Below are 16,478 nucleotides of genomic sequence, written 5' to 3' on the forward strand. Positions count from 1 at the left end.
CGAAATGTGAGTTATTAGAAAACAATACATGGCATAATTTTATTCAGAGAGCAAAAGTTTCATCAAAATCGAATGAGAGAAGGGGAGCGTGATGGGGGAAAAGATTTTATTGGAAGTTCGTGGGCTTCGGACGTCTTTCTTTACGGATGATGGGGAGATCCCGGCGGTCGATGGTGTAGATTTTTCCATTCGTGAAGGCGAAGTGCTTGGCATTGTCGGGGAGTCCGGGTGTGGGAAAAGTGTGACGTCATTGTCTATTATGGGGTTGTTGCCAAAAGGAATCGGCAAGGTGGTTGGCGGTGAGATTTGGTTTAAAGGCGAGAACTTGATCGAAGTCTCGGAGCGGCGGATGAAGCAAATTCGCGGCAACGAGATCGCGATGATTTTTCAAGAGCCGATGACTTCCTTAAATCCATTGTTTACCATTGGAAACCAATTAGTCGAGGCTATTCGTTTACATACAAAAATAGGGAAAAAAGAAGCGCGAGCGCGGGCGGTGGAGATGCTCAAGCTTGTCGGGCTGCCGCGCGCTGAGCAAATGTTGGACGAATATCCGCATCAGTTGTCTGGCGGCATGCGCCAGCGTGTGATGATTGCGATGGCGATGGCGTGCCGTCCGGCGCTCTTGATCGCGGACGAGCCGACGACGGCGCTTGATGTGACCATTCAGGCGCAAATTTTAGCGCTGATGAAAGAATTGAACCGGACGTTCGGCACGGCAGTGATGATGATCACCCATGATTTGGGAGTTGTCGCTGAACTATGCGATCGCGTCATTGTCATGTACGCTGGCCAAATCGTGGAAGAAGGAAGCGTTCGGGACATTTTCCGCAATCCGAAGCATCCGTACACTGCCGGTTTGATCCGCTCGATCCCGGATATCCGCGGCAAAAAGGAGCGGCTGTATTCCATTCCCGGCCAAGTGCCAAAACCCGGAACGGTCCGCTGCGGCTGTCGGTTTGCCGCTCGGTGCGAATGGGTCGTTGACCGCTGCCGCCACGAAGATCCGCTATTGTACGAAACGAGTGAACAAGGCCATCGCGCCCGCTGTTTTTTGGCGTTAGAGAAGGAGGGGCTGGTTGATGAGCGAACCGCTGCTCGAAGCGAAAGGGCTTAAAAAATACTTTCCCATTACCGGGGGCGTTTTTGGCAAACAAATTGGGACGGTCAAAGCGGTCGATGATGTGACATTCACCGTGTACCGCGGTGAGACGCTTGGCATTGTCGGCGAGTCGGGCTGCGGCAAGTCGACGACGGGCCGAATGCTGCTACGGCTCATTGAGCCGACAGACGGTTCGATTCTATTTGAAGGGAAGAATGTAACCGCTTTATCAAAAGCGGAGCTGCGCCGGTTGCGGCGCGATATGCAGATGATTTTCCAAGACCCGTTCGCTTCGCTGAACCCGCGCCATACAGTCGAAAAAATTTTGGAAGAGCCGCTTATCGTCCACGGCATTGGATCAAAAGAGGAACGGAAGCGGCGAGTGCGGGAGATGCTCGAGGTGGTCGGGCTCGGTTCGTATCATGCCAAACGCTATCCCCACCAGTTCAGCGGCGGCCAGCGTCAGCGCATCGGCATTGCGCGAGCGTTGATGACCCATCCGAAGCTGATCATCGCCGATGAACCGGTGTCGGCGCTTGATGTATCGATTCAAGCGCAAGTTCTCAATTTGCTTGAAGATTTGCAAAAGCAGTTTGGGCTTACATATATTTTCATTGCCCATGATTTAGGGGTCGTTCGACATATCAGCGACCGGGTCGGCGTCATGTATTTGGGTCGTATGGTTGAACTGGCGGCCAGCGAGTCGTTATACGAATCGCCGAAGCATCCGTATACGCAGGCGCTTTTGTCCGCTGTGCCGATTCCAGATCCTGATCATAAAACAGAACGACAGTTGCTTTCCGGCGATTTGCCAAGCCCGGCGAATCCGCCGCAAGGGTGTGCGTTCCATACGCGTTGCGCATCCTGTATGGATATTTGCCGCCAGCGGCGTCCGGAATTGCGAGAAGTGGCCAATGGACATTACGTTGCTTGCCATTTATACGAGCCAACAGGTGAGCAACGTGATGATAAACAAATGAAACACAAGGGGGAAACACGATGAGGAAAAAACCATGGTTTACGTGGCTTGCCATGATGCTGGCAGTCATGCTTGTTTTAGCTGGCTGCGGCAAGTCGAAGCAAACCGCAGGGGGTGGCAGTGACAAACCGTCGACCCAGGATACGCTGGTGTACGGGCGCGGCGGTGATTCGGTGTCGCTCGACCCGGCGACTGTGACGGATGGGGAGTCGCTGAAAGTAACGAAAAACATTTTTGATACGCTCCTTGATTACAACGACAACGATACGTCCGTCAAGCCGGCGTTGGCGACGGAATGGACGATTTCGAAGGATGGACTGACCTATACGTTTAAACTGCGCCAAGGTGTCAAGTTTCATGATGGGACAGAGTTTAACGCCGATGCAGTGGTCTTTAACTTCGAGCGTTGGGCGAACGGCAATGCCGACAAGTTTCCGTATTACGGATCGATGTTTGGCGGTTACAAAAATGATGACAGCCATGTGATTAAAGAAGTAAAGGCGCTCGACAAGTACACGGTGCAATTTGTGCTGAAACGGCCGCAAGCTCCATTTTTGAAAAATCTCGCCATGACGCCGTTTGCAATCGCCAGCCCAGAAGCCGTGAAAAAATACGGCGACAAGTTTGGCGAACACCCAGTCGGGACCGGCCCGTTCGTCTTTAAAGAATGGAAGCGGAACGAACGGATCGTACTTGAAAAAAATAAAGACTATTGGGAAAAAGGCTATCCAAAGCTGAACCAGCTCATCTTCGTGTCCATTCCGGACAACTCGGCGCGTCTCAATGCGCTCTTAAAAGGCGAAATCGACATCATGGAAGACTTGAATCCGACGGACTTAAAACAAGTGGAAGGAAACAAAGAGTTTCAAATTTTCAAGCGCCCGTCGATGAACGTCGCCTATGTCGGACTGACGGCGACGAGAGGGCCGCTGAAAAACAAGTTGGTTCGCCAAGCGTTGAACTACGCGGTTGACAAGAAAGCGATCATCGATGCGTTTTACGCCGGCCAGGCGGAACCGGCGAAAAACCCGATGCCGCCCAGCATCCCGGGATACAACGATGCGATTCAAGACTATCCGTTTGATTTGAATAAAGCGAAAGAGCTGCTTGCGAAAGCGGGTTATCCGAATGGCTTTGAAATCGAACTGTGGGCGATGCCGGTGCCGCGTCCGTATATGCCGGACGGGCAAAAAATCGCTGAGGCCATTCAAGCGAATTTTGCCAAAATCGGCGTGAAAGCGAAAATCGTGACGTATGAATGGGCGACCTATTTAGACAAGCTCGCCAAAGGGGAAGCGGACGCCTTCCTGCTCGGCTGGACGGGCGACAACGGTGATGCGGATAACTTCTTGTATGCGCTCCTTGACAAAGACAGCATTGGCAGCAACAACTACACCTATTTCTCGAATGATGAGCTGCATAAAATTTTGGTCGAAGCGCAAACGGTGAGCGATGAAAACAAACGGAACGAGCTGTATAAAAAAGCGCAAGAGATCATTAAAGAAGAAGCGCCATGGATTCCGCTCGTCCATTCAACTCCACTGTTGGCCGGCAAGGCGAATATCCAAGGCTTTAACCCGCATCCGACCGGTTCGGATAAGTTTACGAAAGTCGAGTTTAAATAATCGACTGAGAGAGGGGAAGGAGCGCATCTTCCCCTCTTTGTTTGCCGCATGTTAAGGGAGGGAGAGTCAGGTGCTGTCGTATGCTGTGAGAAGGGTGTTGATGGTGATCCCGGTGTTGTTTGGCATGTCGCTTGTCGTCTTTTTTATGATCCGAGCCATTCCGGGCAACCCGGCGCAAGTCATTTTAGGGCAAAAAGCGACGAAAGAGGCTGTAGCGGCTTTGACCCATAAGCTTGGGTTAGATGAGCCATGGTATGTGCAGTATGTCAAATACATCGGCGGCTTGCTGCACGGTGACTTAGGCGAGTCGATCCGCACCGGCGCCCCCATCGCCGAAGAAATTTGGCCGTATTTGGCGGCGACGATCGAACTGTCGCTGGCGGCGATGCTGATTGCGGTGATTATTGGCGTGAACGCCGGCATTATTAGCGCTTGGTTTCAAAATTCATGGTTTGATTATATTGCGATGGTGTTGGCATTGATTGGTGTTTCCATGCCGATCTTTTGGCTTGGCTTAATGGAGCAGTGGCTGTTTTCGATTGAACTTGATTGGCTGCCGACGTCCGGTCGCGAGGACGTACGCAACCCTGTTGAGCCGATCACTCATCTTTATCTGATCGATATACTTCTGTCTGGGAATACCGATCAGTTTTGGCAAGTTATTCAACATCTTGTCTTGCCGAGTATGGCTCTAGCGACGATCCCGATGGCGATTATTGCTCGCATGACGCGTTCGAGCATGTTGGAAGTGATGAAATCCGACTACATTCGCACCGCTCGTGCGAAAGGGTTAAGCATGTTTTGGGTCGTGTACAAACATTCGTTGAAAAACGCCATTATTCCCGTGTTGACGGTCATTGGGCTGCAAACAGGACTGCTGCTTGGCGGTGCGATTTTGACGGAAACCATTTTTAGTTGGCCCGGCATCGGACGCTATATTTATGATGCAATCGGGTATCGGGATTATCCGGTGATCCAATCGGGCATTTTGATCATTGCCACCATTTTTATTTTTATTAATTTGATCGTTGATTTACTTTATGCGATCATTGATCCGCGCATTAAGTACAATTAAGGAGGGAGGGCGCCTATGGCTGAACTAGCGCGCACGCCGGCAACACCGCCGGCGGCGATTAGGGAGACGGAATCGGTTTCTTTATGGAAAGAAGCATGGCGGCGGTTTCGAAAAAATAAAATCGCCTTGGTCGGTGCTGGGATCGTTTTGTTTTTTATCCTTGTCGCCATCTTGGCGCCGTGGCTGGCACCGTATGATTATAAAGACCAACAGTTGGCCGAGCGGTTGCAGCCGCCTTCTAGCGAGCATTGGTTCGGCACCGATGATTTTGGCCGCGACATTTTTTCCCGCGTGATATATGGAGCCCGCATTTCCCTGTGGGTCGGATTTTTTTCCGTGCTCGGCTCGGTCATTGTTGGTTCGCTGCTTGGCATTGTCGCCGGCTACTATGGGCGCTGGATTGATGGGGTGATTTCGCGTTTGTTTGACATTATGCTGGCGTTTCCGAGCATTTTATTGGCGATCGGCATCGTCGCTGTGCTCGGGCCGTCTTTGCAAAACGCCCTCATCGCCATCGCTGTAATTAATGTACCGAACTTTGGGCGGCTCATCCGTTCTCGCGTGCTAAGCATTAAGCAAGAAGAATACATTATGGCAGCGAAAGCGATCGGCATGAGCGACTGGCGCATTTTAATCCATCATATTTTGCCCAACAGCCTCGCGCCGATCATCGTTCAAGGGACACTGGCGATCGCCACGGCCATTATCGAAGCGGCCGCACTTGGCTTTTTAGGCTTGGGGGCGCAACCGCCCAATCCGGAGTGGGGGAAAATGCTATCGGACGCCAAAGATTTCTTGACTCAGGCGCCGTGGACGATGATTTTCCCTGGATTGGCGATCATGCTGACGGTGCTTGGCTTTAACTTAATGGGTGATGGGTTGCGGGATGCGCTTGACCCACGGATGAAAAATTGAAGCAGGCGGTCCGCTATGAGCGGCCGCCTGCTGACTTTTCCAGCTCTTTTTCCAGCGTGTCATCGTAATGGTAATGGTGGAAACTATCGATAAGCTTGTCTAAATGTTCGAGGCGATCCCCATAGTCAATGATCGCTCCGATTAAAGAAAACAACCGATAATCGCCCGGCGGCTGGCCGTCCGAATAAAAGGCGGAAGTGAGCCGCTCGCGCTGATGATGAATTTCCTCGGCCCGTCTGCTGTGAGGGAGCGGCTTTGCCTTATGGATAAATTTCAGCAACAGCTGCTCATGGTAGTCAAGCAAGCAACCAAGGTGCAGGCAGATGGCTTGACGAAGCTCGGCGGGCAAGCGGCTGAACTCGTTTTCGAGCCGGTGCAGCCATTTTAAGACCGATAAAGCCCGATCGGCCGCTGCTATCATTTGCCGGTACAACACGAGCTTGCGCGATTTTTGGAAGCGTTGGCGCCGAAAATACGTGCGCTCTTCTTTGTACATAAAATATAGGTGCTCAAGTTTGGTCATTTCTTCGTGCCGCGTTTCAATTTCTTCTTTTAAATGATGATGGTCGGCTGCCTGCTGTTTATGCAGGCGGATCCATTTTAAAATGGCCTCTGTTTCTTCGCTGATTTTTTCATATAACTTTTTTTCATACTTGGGCGGCAAGAAAATCAAATTGACGACAAAGGCGGCGAAAATGCCAAGCATAATCGTTAAAAAGCGGATGGCCGCAAATTCGATGAACTGGCGGTCTGTATATTCCATAATCGCAATGACTGTGACAAGCGCTACGGAAATCGTCGATGATTCAAGGCGCATTTTCAGGCAAATGGCGATGACGATCATCAGCGTCAAACCGACGATCAACGGATCGCGCCCAAGGACGAGAACCGCCGCGATCGCGAACAAGGCGCCGATCACATTCGCTTGCACTTGCTCGATCAGCGACAAATACGAACGGTAAATGGTCGGCTGCATGGCGAACACAGCGGAAATGCCGGCGAACGCCGGCGATGGAAACTGGAAGAGCGCTGCTAAGAACAAGGCGAGCGCCACTGCGATCCCCGTTTTAAAGATGCGGGCACCGAGTTTCATCTATGATCAAAACTCTCCTTTTTGTTTTGGTGAACCATTCAGTACTATACACAGTTTTATCCTATGTGCGCAAGGAAAATATAACGCCCCGACGATGAAGGCGGGGCGTTGGGAAATTGCTGTTATTCAAAGCTGCCGGAACGCCTTGCCAACTGCATCGATCGTGTAGGCGATGTCGTCTTCCGTATGGGCGAGGGTGATAAACCAAGCCTCGTATTTTGACGGTGCAAGATTGATTCCTTGTTTGAGCATGAGCTTGAAAAATTTTGCAAACAACTCGCCGTCGCTGCGCTGGGCTTGCTCGTAGTTTTCCACTTTTTCGTCGGTGAAGAAAACGGTGAGCGCGCCTTTTAAGCGGTTGACGGTCACCGGCAGGCCGCATTGGCGGGCATGGGCAAGGATGCCTTCTTCCAACATCGCCCCTAACCGGTCGAGATGCTCATAGACGCCCTCTTGTTTCAACACTTCAAGGCAGGCGATGCCAGCGAGCATCGACGCCGGGTTGCCGGCCATCGTCCCGGCCTGGTACGCCGGTCCGAGCGGAGCGACTTGTTCCATAATGTCTTGGCGTCCGCCATATGCCCCAATCGGCAAGCCGCCGCCGATGATTTTCCCCATCGCCGTCAAGTCGGGCTCCACACCGAGCAAGTTTTGCGCTCCGCCGTACATAAAGCGGAAGGCGGTGATCACTTCATCGTAAATGACGAGCGCCCCTTCCTTGTGGGCAATTTCATTGATCGCTTCTAAAAAGCCTGGTTTTGGCAGGACGATGCCGAAGTTGCCCACGATCGGCTCAACGAGGACCGCTGCGACTTGCTCGCCCCAAACGTCCATCGCTTCACGGAACGATTCGACATCATTGTATGGCACGGTAATGACCTCTTGGGCGATGCTTGGCGGCACGCCGGCTGAGTCCGGCGTCCCCAACGTCGACGGCCCCGAGCCGGCGGCGACGAGCACAAGATCTGAATGGCCATGGTAGCAACCGGCGAATTTCACGATTTTGCTTCGTCCGGTGTAGGCGCGGGCGACGCGGATCGTGGTCATCACCGCCTCTGTTCCCGAGTTGACAAACCGCACTTTCTCGAGCGACGGGATCGCCTCTTTTAACATTTTGGCAAACGTGATCTCATGCGGCGTCGGCGTGCCGTACAGCACCCCGGTTTCCGCAGCGCGTCGGATGGCTTCCGCGATGTGCGGATGGGCGTGCCCGGCGATGATCGGTCCGTAAGCGGCCAAATAGTCGATGTACTTGTTTCCGTCCACATCCCAAAAATACGCCCCTTGCGCTCGCACCATCACGACTGGAGCGCCGCCGCCGACCGCTTTGTATGAGCGGGACGGGCTGTTCACCCCGCCGACAATGTGCTGGAGCGCTTCTTCATATAATTGTTCTGATTTGGTCCACTGCATTGTTTGATCCTCCTGTTTCCGCTGACTGCCTCTTTATATAGTAAACCGAGAAGACTCAAACTTCAATGCTATAGGCGTAGGCGGGAGATGGATCGGTTTCTCCCATCATTGACGTGCTGATTCGAAAAAATCCGACAGGGAAATATTTTGTTTCCGTATGGGTGGAAACCGACATCCAACTGTTGCCGACGGTCGATCGGCGAGTGGGCATTGATTTAAATCGGATGCGGCGCCTAACGCAATGGCGTCAACGGACTGGAAAACAAAAAAGGTGAAAATGGCGGCGATTCATGTATAATGCAACATAGGAGAAAGGCGCAAGCCGCCTTTTTCGTTTGACGCCAAGGAGAGATCAGGAGGAGAACGATGAATGCGATTGAAGTAGAACGTTTGCGCAAAGAATTTAAAGTGCATGCCAGCCGCTCCGGCCTTGTCGGAGCGTTTCGCGATTTATGGACGCGCCGTTATACGATCGTTCGAGCGGTCGATGACATTTCGTTTGCCGTCAAGCAAGGGGAAATCGTCGGCTATATCGGCGAAAACGGCGCCGGCAAATCCACGACGATCAAAATGTTGACCGGCATTTTAACGCCAACGTCTGGGCGCATTGTCGTCAACGGGATGAATCCGCATAAAGAGCGGGAAAAATTCGTGCGCACCATCGGCGTCGTGTTCGGTCAGCGTTCGCAATTATGGTGGGACATCGCCGTTCAAGAGTCGTTCCGGCTGTTGAAAAAAGTGTACCGCGTCTCGGACGAGCAATACCGACGCCATATGGGCGAGGTGATCGAGATGCTTGAGATCGGCCCGCTGCTTGATAAGCCGGTGCGCAAGCTGTCGCTTGGCCAACGGATGCGCTGCGAGCTCGCCGCTGCGCTCATTCACAACCCGCCGCTGTTGTTTTTGGATGAACCGACGATCGGCCTTGATGTGCTTGTCAAACTCAACATCCGTCAGTTTTTAAAGCAGTTGAATGAACGGTATGGCACGACGATCCTGCTGACGACGCACGACATGTCAGACATTGAAGCGCTTTGCGAGCGGGTCATTATGCTCGATGAAGGGAAAATCATTTACGATGGGTCGCTTGAGCGCCTGAAAGAAAGATGGGGGCAAGGAAAACGGGTCGCCTTTACGTTCGCCGAAGCGGTGACGGCCGCTTTTTTGCGGCAGTTGACCGAAGGGTTGAATGTTGTTTGGAAAAAAGGCGAGCAGCCAAACGTTTGGGTCGCGCACGTCCCGCCGGGAGGCGTGCCGGAAGTTGTCAGTCGCGTCGCCGCCCGTTGTGCGTTAAACGACATCCATATTCACGAAGTGCCGACGGAGGAGATCATCCGCAATATTTATGAGGAAGGTGCGGTTCATGGGTAAGTATGTCGAAATGGTCCGCATCCGCTTTTTAATGATGCTCGCCTACCGGACAAACTATTACACTGGCATTTTGATTTACGCCATTAACATCGCAGCGTATTACTTCCTTTGGTCAGCCATTTATGGCGGCAAATCATCGATGCAAGGGATGTCGCTTGGGCAAATGACGACGTATGTCGCCATTTCGTGGCTGGCGCGGGCGTTTTATTTTAACAATCTTGACCGTGAAATCGCCATGGAAATCCGCGATGGAAAAGTGGCGGTCGAACTCATCCGCCCGTACAGCTATTTAGGGATGAAAGCTGTGCAAGGGCTTGGCGAAGGGTTGTTTCGCCTTTTCTTTTTATCGCTGCCTGGGCTTTTGGTCGTATCGCTTTTTTTGCCGCTTCAGTTTCCGGGACACGCCAAAACGTGGCTGTCTTTCGGCTTGTCGCTTCTATTCAGCTTTATCATTTTTTCGGAGCTGAACTTGCTTGCGGGGGTTGTGACGTTCTTTACGTTCCGAAATGAAGGGTTGCTGCGGGCGAAGCGGTTTATCATCGACTTGTTTTCTGGGCTCATTTTGCCGCTTTCCTTTTATCCCGATTGGGCGCAACGGGCGATGATGTATTTCCCGTTTCAAGCCATCAGCTACATCCCAAGCATGATCATTACAGAAAGTTTTAAAGGTGCTGCTGTCCGTGATGGCCTGCTTCTGCAGGCAACGTGGTGCATCGTATTGCTTTTCCCGATTGGATGGTTATGGAGAGCGGCGAAAAAGCGTCTCGTTGTGCAAGGGGGGTAAACGTTGTTTTACGTATCGGTTTTTTTTCAATACATGGCGCAATATATGAAGACAAAGCTGCAATATCGAGCCGATTTGTTCGTGGAGTGGCTGTCTGACTTTATGGCTCAGGCGGTCAACTTGGTATTTTTGCTGGTTGTGTTCGGCCATACGACGCTGCTTCACGGCTGGTCGCGCGATGAGATTTTGTTTATTTACGGTTTTTTTCTTGTCCCGTATGCCGTATTTGGCGCCTTTTTTAACCTATGGGATTTTAATGAACGATATATTGTGCAGGGGGAAATGGACCGCGTGTTGACGCGCCCGCTAAACAGCCTGTTTCAAATTGTTTTGGAGCGGATGGAGCTTGAATCGCTGCTTGGCGCTGTGCCCGGGCTGATCATTATGCTGTATGCCGGCAGCCGCTTGTCTCTTTCGTTTCATTGGTATGATGTCTTCGTGTTTATTTTGCTTGTGATTGGCGGTGTGTTGATTTATGCCGGCATTTTCATTTCGCTGGCGACGATCAGTTTTTTTGCCGACGCCCGAACATCAATCATGCCGATGATGTACAACATCAGCAGCTATGGCCGCTACCCGATCGATATTTATCATCGCGTCATCCGCTATATTTTAACGTGGGTGCTGCCGTTTGCCTTTGTCGGCGTTTATCCAGCCTCCTATTTTCTTGACAAAGAGGAATGGTATGGCTATGTCTTTTTCACTCCGGTGGTCGGTGCCGTCTGTTTCGCCGTCTCGGTCATGCTTTGGAACGCCGGGGTGAGACGATATCGCGGGACGGGGAGCTAGGCGCCCGGCCCGCTTTTGTTCGTTTGCCATCAAAATGACAAACAATGGTCAAGCAATCGACACAATCTTGTCTGTATCGTTAGCATGTTATGGCGTAAAATAACTTGTGAATATATTCACAAAAGGAAGAAGGGGTGAACAGTGATGAAAAACGGGAGAGGAAATCGGGTAGCGGTCGTCGGCACCGGGTTTGTCGGCGCCAGTTATGCGTTTGCCTTAATGAATCAAGGGATTGCCGATGAGATCGTGCTCATCGATGCAAATGAAAACAAGGCTGAGGGCGATGCGATGGACTTAAACCATGGGAAAGTATTTGCGCCGAAGCCGGCTGACATTTGGCACGGCGATTACGATGATTGCCGCGATGCCGATTTGGTTGTCATTTGCGCCGGTGCCAACCAAAAACCGGGCGAGACGCGGCTTGATCTTGTAGACAAAAACATTGCCATTTTCCGCTCGATCGTTGAGTCGGTCATGGCATCCGGATTTCAAGGACTGTTTCTCGTCGCCACCAATCCGGTCGACATTTTAACGTACGCGACGTGGAAATTCAGCGGCCTGCCGCAAGAGCGGGTAATCGGATCGGGTACGATTTTGGACACGGCGCGGTTCCGCTTTTTGTTGGGCGACTATTTCGCCGTCGCCCCGACGAACGTGCACGCCTATATTATCGGCGAACATGGCGACACTGAACTCCCGGTCTGGAGCCAGGCTGATATCGGCGGCGTGCCGATCCGCAAGCTAGTCGAGTCTAAAGGGGAAGAAGCGCAAAAAGAGCTCGAGCGCATTTTTGTCAATGTGCGCGATGCCGCCTACCAAATTATTGAGAAAAAAGGAGCGACGTACTACGGGATTGCTATGGGGCTTGCCCGCGTGACGAGCGCCATTTTGCATAATGAAAACGCAATTTTGACCGTTTCCGCTTACTTGGACGGCCCATACGGCGAACGCGATGTCTACATCGGTGTGCCTGCTGTGATCAACCGAAATGGCATCCGCGAAGTGATTGAAATTGAACTTGACGAGGAGGAGAAAAAATGGTTCCACCGTAGCGCTGCGACGTTAAAATGTGTATTGGCGCGCTATTTTGCGCAGTAAAGCGCAACGATTGACTTCGTCCGACGGGACGCCGGCTTGCCAAACGTGTCGGGCGATCCGGTGGAATACAGGAGTGCTGCCGATTCAAGCAGGGTGCGGAGGGTCATGCGGTATAATCGCCCGGTTGTCCGCGTATATATGAACGACGGACAAAAATGGGGGGAACGTGATGGATTACGCCTTCCTTGGCGTTGTTGCCGCCGTACTGCTCGGCAGCATCACCTCGCTTTGGACAGCGCGCGTGCAAGCGACGCATCGCCTGTCACTCGATAGCTTATGGGTTCTCGTTCAATGGTATTTAACGATGTTGCTCGGTTTTGCCATGATTTATATGATTTTGCAGGCGAACGGCCATGCCGTGTTTACCCCATCCCCAAATAGCGCATCGGAAGATCGTTTGTCGCTGCTTGAAGACAGCCTGTATTTAAGCGGCATGACGCTTTTGTCGGTCGGATACGGCGATGTCACTCCGATCGGCGTCGGGCGGTGGATCGCCATTGCCGAAGCGCTTCTCGGCTACATTATGCCCGCTGTCATCGTGACGCGCACCGTGTTTGACTGGGATCATCGCTGATGTTGTTGCAATTTCCCTTCGTCTTCGCTACGCTAAAAGAAAACGAAGAAGACGGGGGGAACGACATGACGATTGCCATTGGCCAGCCAGCTCCAGATTTCACCTTGCCGGCAAGCAATGGGAAAATGGTTTCGCTGTCTGATTTTCGCGGCCGGTATGTGGTGCTTTACTTTTATCCAAAAGACATGACCCCGGGGTGCACAGCCGAAGCGTGCGACTTTCGCGACCGCCATGCGCAGTTCGCCGAGTTGAACGCCGTCATTTTAGGAGTGAGCACCGACCCGATGAAGCGGCATGAGGTGTTTATCGAAAAATATGAGTTGCCATTTTTGCTTCTTTCTGATGAGTGGCATGAAGTGGCCGAGCTGTATGGGGTATGGAAGAAAAAGAAAAATTTCGGCAAGGAATATATGGGCATTGAGCGCTCGACATTCATTATCGCCCCCGACGGAACGTTGGTCAAAGAATGGCGCGGGGTAAAAGTGAAGGGGCATGTCGATGAGGCGCTTGCGGAAGTCGCCCGACTGGCGTCATCTAGGTAAGCGTCCAGACAATGTACATCGTTTTGCGTATGATACATAGTAACCTCCTCAAATGAATGACATAAGAGGCGGAAACAATTTCCGCCTCCTTTTTTTGTTAAAATGGCGTCCGAACCCATATATTAATGGCATCTATATTGACAAATGGCATGCATTCTTTGTAGACTAATTATAAATATTATAAAGTGATAATTTTTTTCACCTTTGAACAGAGAGTGAGGTGCATGACGGTGTCTGACAACGAGCAACTGAAGGAAGCGCTTGACATGCTGAAAAAGACTGGCATACGCATCACGCCGCAACGTCATGCGATATTGGAGTATTTGATCAGCTCGATGTCCCATCCGACGGCTGATGAAATATACAAAGCGCTGGAAGGGAAATTCCCAAACATGAGCGTAGCTACCGTCTACAATAACTTGCGCGTCTTTAAGGAAATCGGGCTTGTCAAAGAGCTGACGTACGGCGATTCGTCAAGCCGGTTTGACTTCGTCACTTCCAATCATTATCACGTCATCTGTGAAGAGTGCGGCAAAATTGTCGATTTCCACTATCCAGCGCTCGATGAAGTCGAGCAGCTCGCCGCTCACGTCACCGGTTTTAAGGTCGACCACCATCGCATGGAAGTGTACGGAGTCTGCCCTGACTGTCAAAAAAGCGGGGCGCCGGCGCATTCACATTAAAAAAGCTGATAGCACAAGGCGGCTATCAGCTTTTTCTTTTTTTGTTGTACTTTTCGTCAAACTCTTTTCCTTCCAGTTCACGGTCTAGCGTCAACGGTTCGCTGCAAAACATGCATAAATCGACGCGTCCGAGCATTTTTGTCACTTTGCCGCACGACGGGCAAACAACTTGGGCGGCTCTCGTCGAGAGCGTGCCGATCCAAAAGTATACAATGCCGCTGGCGACAAGAAACAACATCCCAAACAACATAAACAACGTCATGATGACCGGGGACGTACGAAAAAACAGCCCAAGATACATGACAATGACACCGATAAAAATCAAGCTTAAGGCGAAAGTGCGAATTTTGTTGATTTTGCTCGAATATTTAACGCCCATAACCGTCCCTCCTACATAGACCACTATACCATAAAACGGGGTACCATCGCGAAGAAGAAATCAACAAAATCGACGTTTTAAAGAAAGGAATTCCTCGTTTTTTGTCGAATAACGAATGACGGCAACAAACGACAGCTTCATGGATGCAAGCATTCCGGTCTTTCTGAAATGAAACAGGCGTTGACAGCATTGTTTGAACATCTGCACAAACGCAATGTGATTATTGATGACGGTGGAAGGGAGGAAAAAACGTTGCAGAAAAAACAGCCGGCTCAAAGTGGGAACGCATGGTTGTCTGTCAATCGATATGTTAGGATATCTGAGGGATTTGTCCGCCGGATATCGCGGCCGGCTTTCTGCAACGGGCGCGAGGTATGAAAGAATTGCTGCATCCCATCTGTCACGAATGGGCAAACCGCTGCAACACGCACGGAATTTTAATGATTGAAAAAACGGCTTGCCATGCAGCAACAACGGATACGTTTGATGTCGTGCTGCTCGTCATTGTCGACCCGCAAAGCGAGCCGATGCTTCTCAGGCAGTATTCACTAAACGAGAAAAAGGCGGTGCTTTATGCAGTCAGTGAACGGCAGTTAAATGAATGGCTTGTTCTCGGGTCACATCGAAAGGCGGTCGACTGGGTGTTCAACGGAAAGGTCGTGTTTGATCGCGACGGCTATGTTCAGCAGTTGCGCCAGCGCCTTGAGCAATTCCCGCCTAAGGAACGGCGATTGAAAATGGGACTCGAGTTTGCCAAGCTGATCCGCCGCTATACGGATGGCAAGGCGCTGTTTGCCGCTAGGCATTGGCTCGACTCATACAACCATATGGTGCAAGCCCTCCATCATTTGGCGCGATTGACCGTGATCGAGCACGGACTTTACCCGGAAGTGACCGTATGGAATCAAGTCAAGCGAATGGATGGAAGGATTTATAAACTGTATGAAGAACTCGTCGGAAGTGAAGAACCGCTTCCGAAACGGCTGGAACTTTTGTTGCTGGCCAGTGAATTTTTGATTCATTCTTACGTAGAACCAGGTTCCTCTCATTTATGCGAAGCGCTGAAAGAAAAAAATGGTGCTTGGAGCATTGAGGAAATGACCGGTCATCCGCAGTTTGCGCCTTACTCGGTTGATCTTGTCATCATGCTTGAGTATCTTGTCGAAAGGAAAGTGCTAACCGTCGTGGAAATGCCGACAAAAGGAAATACAATGCTCGAACGGTATTACACGTTGCAAAAAAAAGAATTTTGACGGTCCCCTTCCGCTGCTCCCAAAAAAAGTGGAAGGGAGCCGGTGAGAGGATGGATGCTATTAGGAATTTCATTGTGTTTATACAAATGTCAGTTGCCAAGATCATTGAAGGAAGGAGGCAGCCCGGCCGAAAAAAGCTCTTGACTTCCTTGTCGAACGATGATATATTTTAAATCGCTGCCGCGGCGGGAAAATGTTGCGGAGCGGTATGAATAAAAGGCTGTTGACAACGAACAATAAAAATGCTATGATGTAAGGGCCGCTTTAGGAAGCGGAAAACAAATTTGCGTTTGAGGGAGTCCAGAGGAGTTGGATTCCTCGACGCAAGATTGCAAGGGAGTAAGTCTAGGCAGCAGCCTCGTTCCTTGAAAACTGAACGAAACGAAGCGCAAACGAAAAGCGGAGGCGCCGTAATTTCGCCTAAAGGCAGCCCGCGTCCTGCGGGCGACGGCGAAATATCGCCATCCTGGCGATCGCGAAGGGCAAATGTTCTTCGCCTGGAGGGATGTTCACATTCCGAAGGTGAAGGTGATTTGACCTTGAGCGGCGGCGAGCCGAAGCTGAAAAGTTGATCAACTTTCTTTGGAGAGTTTGATCCTGGCTCAGGACGAACGCTGGCGGCGTGCCTAATACATGCAAGTCGAGCGGACTGGATTGGAGCTTGCTCTGATTCGGTCAGCGGCGGACGGGTGAGTAACACGTGGGCAACCTGCCCGCAAGACCGGGATAACTCCGGGAAACCGGAGCTAATACCGGATAACACCGAAGACCGCATGGTCTTTGGTTGAAAGGCGGCCTTTGGC

General features: G+C 51.3%; 16 protein-coding genes and 1 rRNA gene. 14 read left to right on the forward strand and 3 right to left on the reverse strand.

The genetic code is table 11. The features are described from left to right. The first annotated feature begins 91 nt into the window (after window positions 1-91). The 5 genes from B1A75_RS08675 to nikC all read left to right on the forward strand — a co-directional run bounded on the left by B1A75_RS08675 (window position 92) and on the right by nikC (window position 5,696). Complete coding sequence (locus tag B1A75_RS08675; RefSeq protein WP_033024733.1) at window positions 92-1,117, forward strand: ABC transporter ATP-binding protein; 1,026 nt, start codon at window positions 92-94, stop codon at window positions 1,115-1,117. Continuing rightward, window positions 1,083-2,105, forward strand: coding sequence for an ABC transporter ATP-binding protein (locus B1A75_RS08680; protein WP_033024734.1), 1,023 nt, complete (start codon window positions 1,083-1,085; stop codon window positions 2,103-2,105). Before B1A75_RS08675 ends, B1A75_RS08680 begins: the two co-directional genes overlap by 35 nt. Further along, window positions 2,102-3,706 carry an ABC transporter substrate-binding protein gene (locus B1A75_RS08685; RefSeq protein ID WP_033024735.1) on the forward strand — a complete coding sequence of 535 codons (1,605 nt, stop codon included), beginning with the start codon at window positions 2,102-2,104 and terminating at the stop codon, window positions 3,704-3,706. Before B1A75_RS08680 ends, B1A75_RS08685 begins: the two co-directional genes overlap by 4 nt. 70 nt (window positions 3,707-3,776) lie before the next feature. Next, window positions 3,777-4,781, forward strand: a complete 1,005-nt coding sequence (locus B1A75_RS08690) for an ABC transporter permease (RefSeq protein ID WP_079936055.1) — start codon at window positions 3,777-3,779, stop codon at window positions 4,779-4,781. 15 nt (window positions 4,782-4,796) lie between these two features. After that, complete coding sequence (gene nikC, locus B1A75_RS08695) at window positions 4,797-5,696, forward strand: nickel transporter permease (protein WP_079936056.1); 900 nt, start codon at window positions 4,797-4,799, stop codon at window positions 5,694-5,696. Between the two features lie 13 nt (window positions 5,697-5,709). Here nikC and B1A75_RS08700 read toward each other — a convergent pair whose 3' ends face one another. After that, on the reverse strand, window positions 5,710-6,789 hold the full coding sequence (locus tag B1A75_RS08700) for an FUSC family protein (protein ID WP_074043158.1): 1,080 nt from the start codon (window positions 6,787-6,789) through the stop codon (window positions 5,710-5,712). A gap of 126 nt (window positions 6,790-6,915) precedes the next feature. Continuing rightward, window positions 6,916-8,202 carry a glutamate-1-semialdehyde 2,1-aminomutase gene (locus tag B1A75_RS08705; RefSeq protein WP_074043157.1) on the reverse strand — a complete coding sequence of 429 codons (1,287 nt, stop codon included), beginning with the start codon at window positions 8,200-8,202 and terminating at the stop codon, window positions 6,916-6,918. Between the two features lie 366 nt (window positions 8,203-8,568). Here B1A75_RS08705 and B1A75_RS08715 point away from each other — a divergent pair, with 366 nt between their 5' ends. From B1A75_RS08715 to perR, 7 genes are all read left to right on the forward strand, one after another. After that, the gene (locus B1A75_RS08715; RefSeq protein WP_074043156.1) at window positions 8,569-9,573 is read left to right on the forward strand and encodes an ABC transporter ATP-binding protein; all 1,005 of its coding nucleotides are present in this window, start codon (window positions 8,569-8,571) and stop codon (window positions 9,571-9,573) included. Next, the gene (locus B1A75_RS08720) at window positions 9,566-10,357 is read left to right on the forward strand and encodes an ABC transporter permease (RefSeq protein ID WP_074043155.1); all 792 of its coding nucleotides are present in this window, start codon (window positions 9,566-9,568) and stop codon (window positions 10,355-10,357) included. Before B1A75_RS08715 ends, B1A75_RS08720 begins: the two co-directional genes overlap by 8 nt. 3 nt (window positions 10,358-10,360) lie before the next feature. Further along, window positions 10,361-11,146: an ABC transporter permease gene (locus B1A75_RS08725; protein WP_033024738.1), complete on the forward strand. Its 786-nt coding sequence runs from the start codon at window positions 10,361-10,363 to the stop codon at window positions 11,144-11,146. 144 nt (window positions 11,147-11,290) lie between these two features. Next, window positions 11,291-12,244 (forward strand): L-lactate dehydrogenase, encoded by a 954-nt coding sequence (locus tag B1A75_RS08730; RefSeq protein ID WP_074043154.1) that lies wholly within the window; start codon window positions 11,291-11,293, stop codon window positions 12,242-12,244. 169 nt (window positions 12,245-12,413) lie between these two features. Further along, on the forward strand, window positions 12,414-12,818 hold the full coding sequence (locus B1A75_RS08735) for a potassium channel family protein (RefSeq protein WP_074043153.1): 405 nt from the start codon (window positions 12,414-12,416) through the stop codon (window positions 12,816-12,818). A gap of 65 nt (window positions 12,819-12,883) precedes the next feature. Then, a complete protein-coding gene (bcp, locus tag B1A75_RS08740; protein WP_079936058.1) occupies window positions 12,884-13,360 on the forward strand; it encodes a thioredoxin-dependent thiol peroxidase in 477 nt (158 codons plus the stop codon). Between the two features lie 224 nt (window positions 13,361-13,584). Beyond that, a complete protein-coding gene (perR, locus tag B1A75_RS08745; RefSeq protein WP_020279379.1) occupies window positions 13,585-14,043 on the forward strand; it encodes a peroxide-responsive transcriptional repressor PerR in 459 nt (152 codons plus the stop codon). A 25-nt stretch (window positions 14,044-14,068) separates the two neighbouring features. On the opposite strand, the gene B1A75_RS08750 is transcribed toward perR, so the two are convergent. After that, window positions 14,069-14,422 (reverse strand): YgzB family protein, encoded by a 354-nt coding sequence (locus tag B1A75_RS08750; protein WP_074043152.1) that lies wholly within the window; start codon window positions 14,420-14,422, stop codon window positions 14,069-14,071. 374 nt (window positions 14,423-14,796) lie between these two features. On the opposite strand from B1A75_RS08750, the gene B1A75_RS08755 reads away from it, so the two are divergent. Together B1A75_RS08755 and B1A75_RS08760 are read left to right on the forward strand one after the other, a co-directional pair. Further along, the gene (locus tag B1A75_RS08755; protein WP_074043151.1) at window positions 14,797-15,675 is read left to right on the forward strand and encodes a nucleotidyltransferase-like protein; all 879 of its coding nucleotides are present in this window, start codon (window positions 14,797-14,799) and stop codon (window positions 15,673-15,675) included. Between the two features lie 579 nt (window positions 15,676-16,254). Continuing rightward, a 16S ribosomal RNA gene (locus B1A75_RS08760) occupies window positions 16,255-16,478 on the forward strand; the annotation flags it as partial.

The organism is Geobacillus sp. LEMMY01 (assembly GCF_002042905.1).
GTDB lineage: Bacteria > Bacillota > Bacilli > Bacillales > Anoxybacillaceae > Geobacillus > Geobacillus proteiniphilus.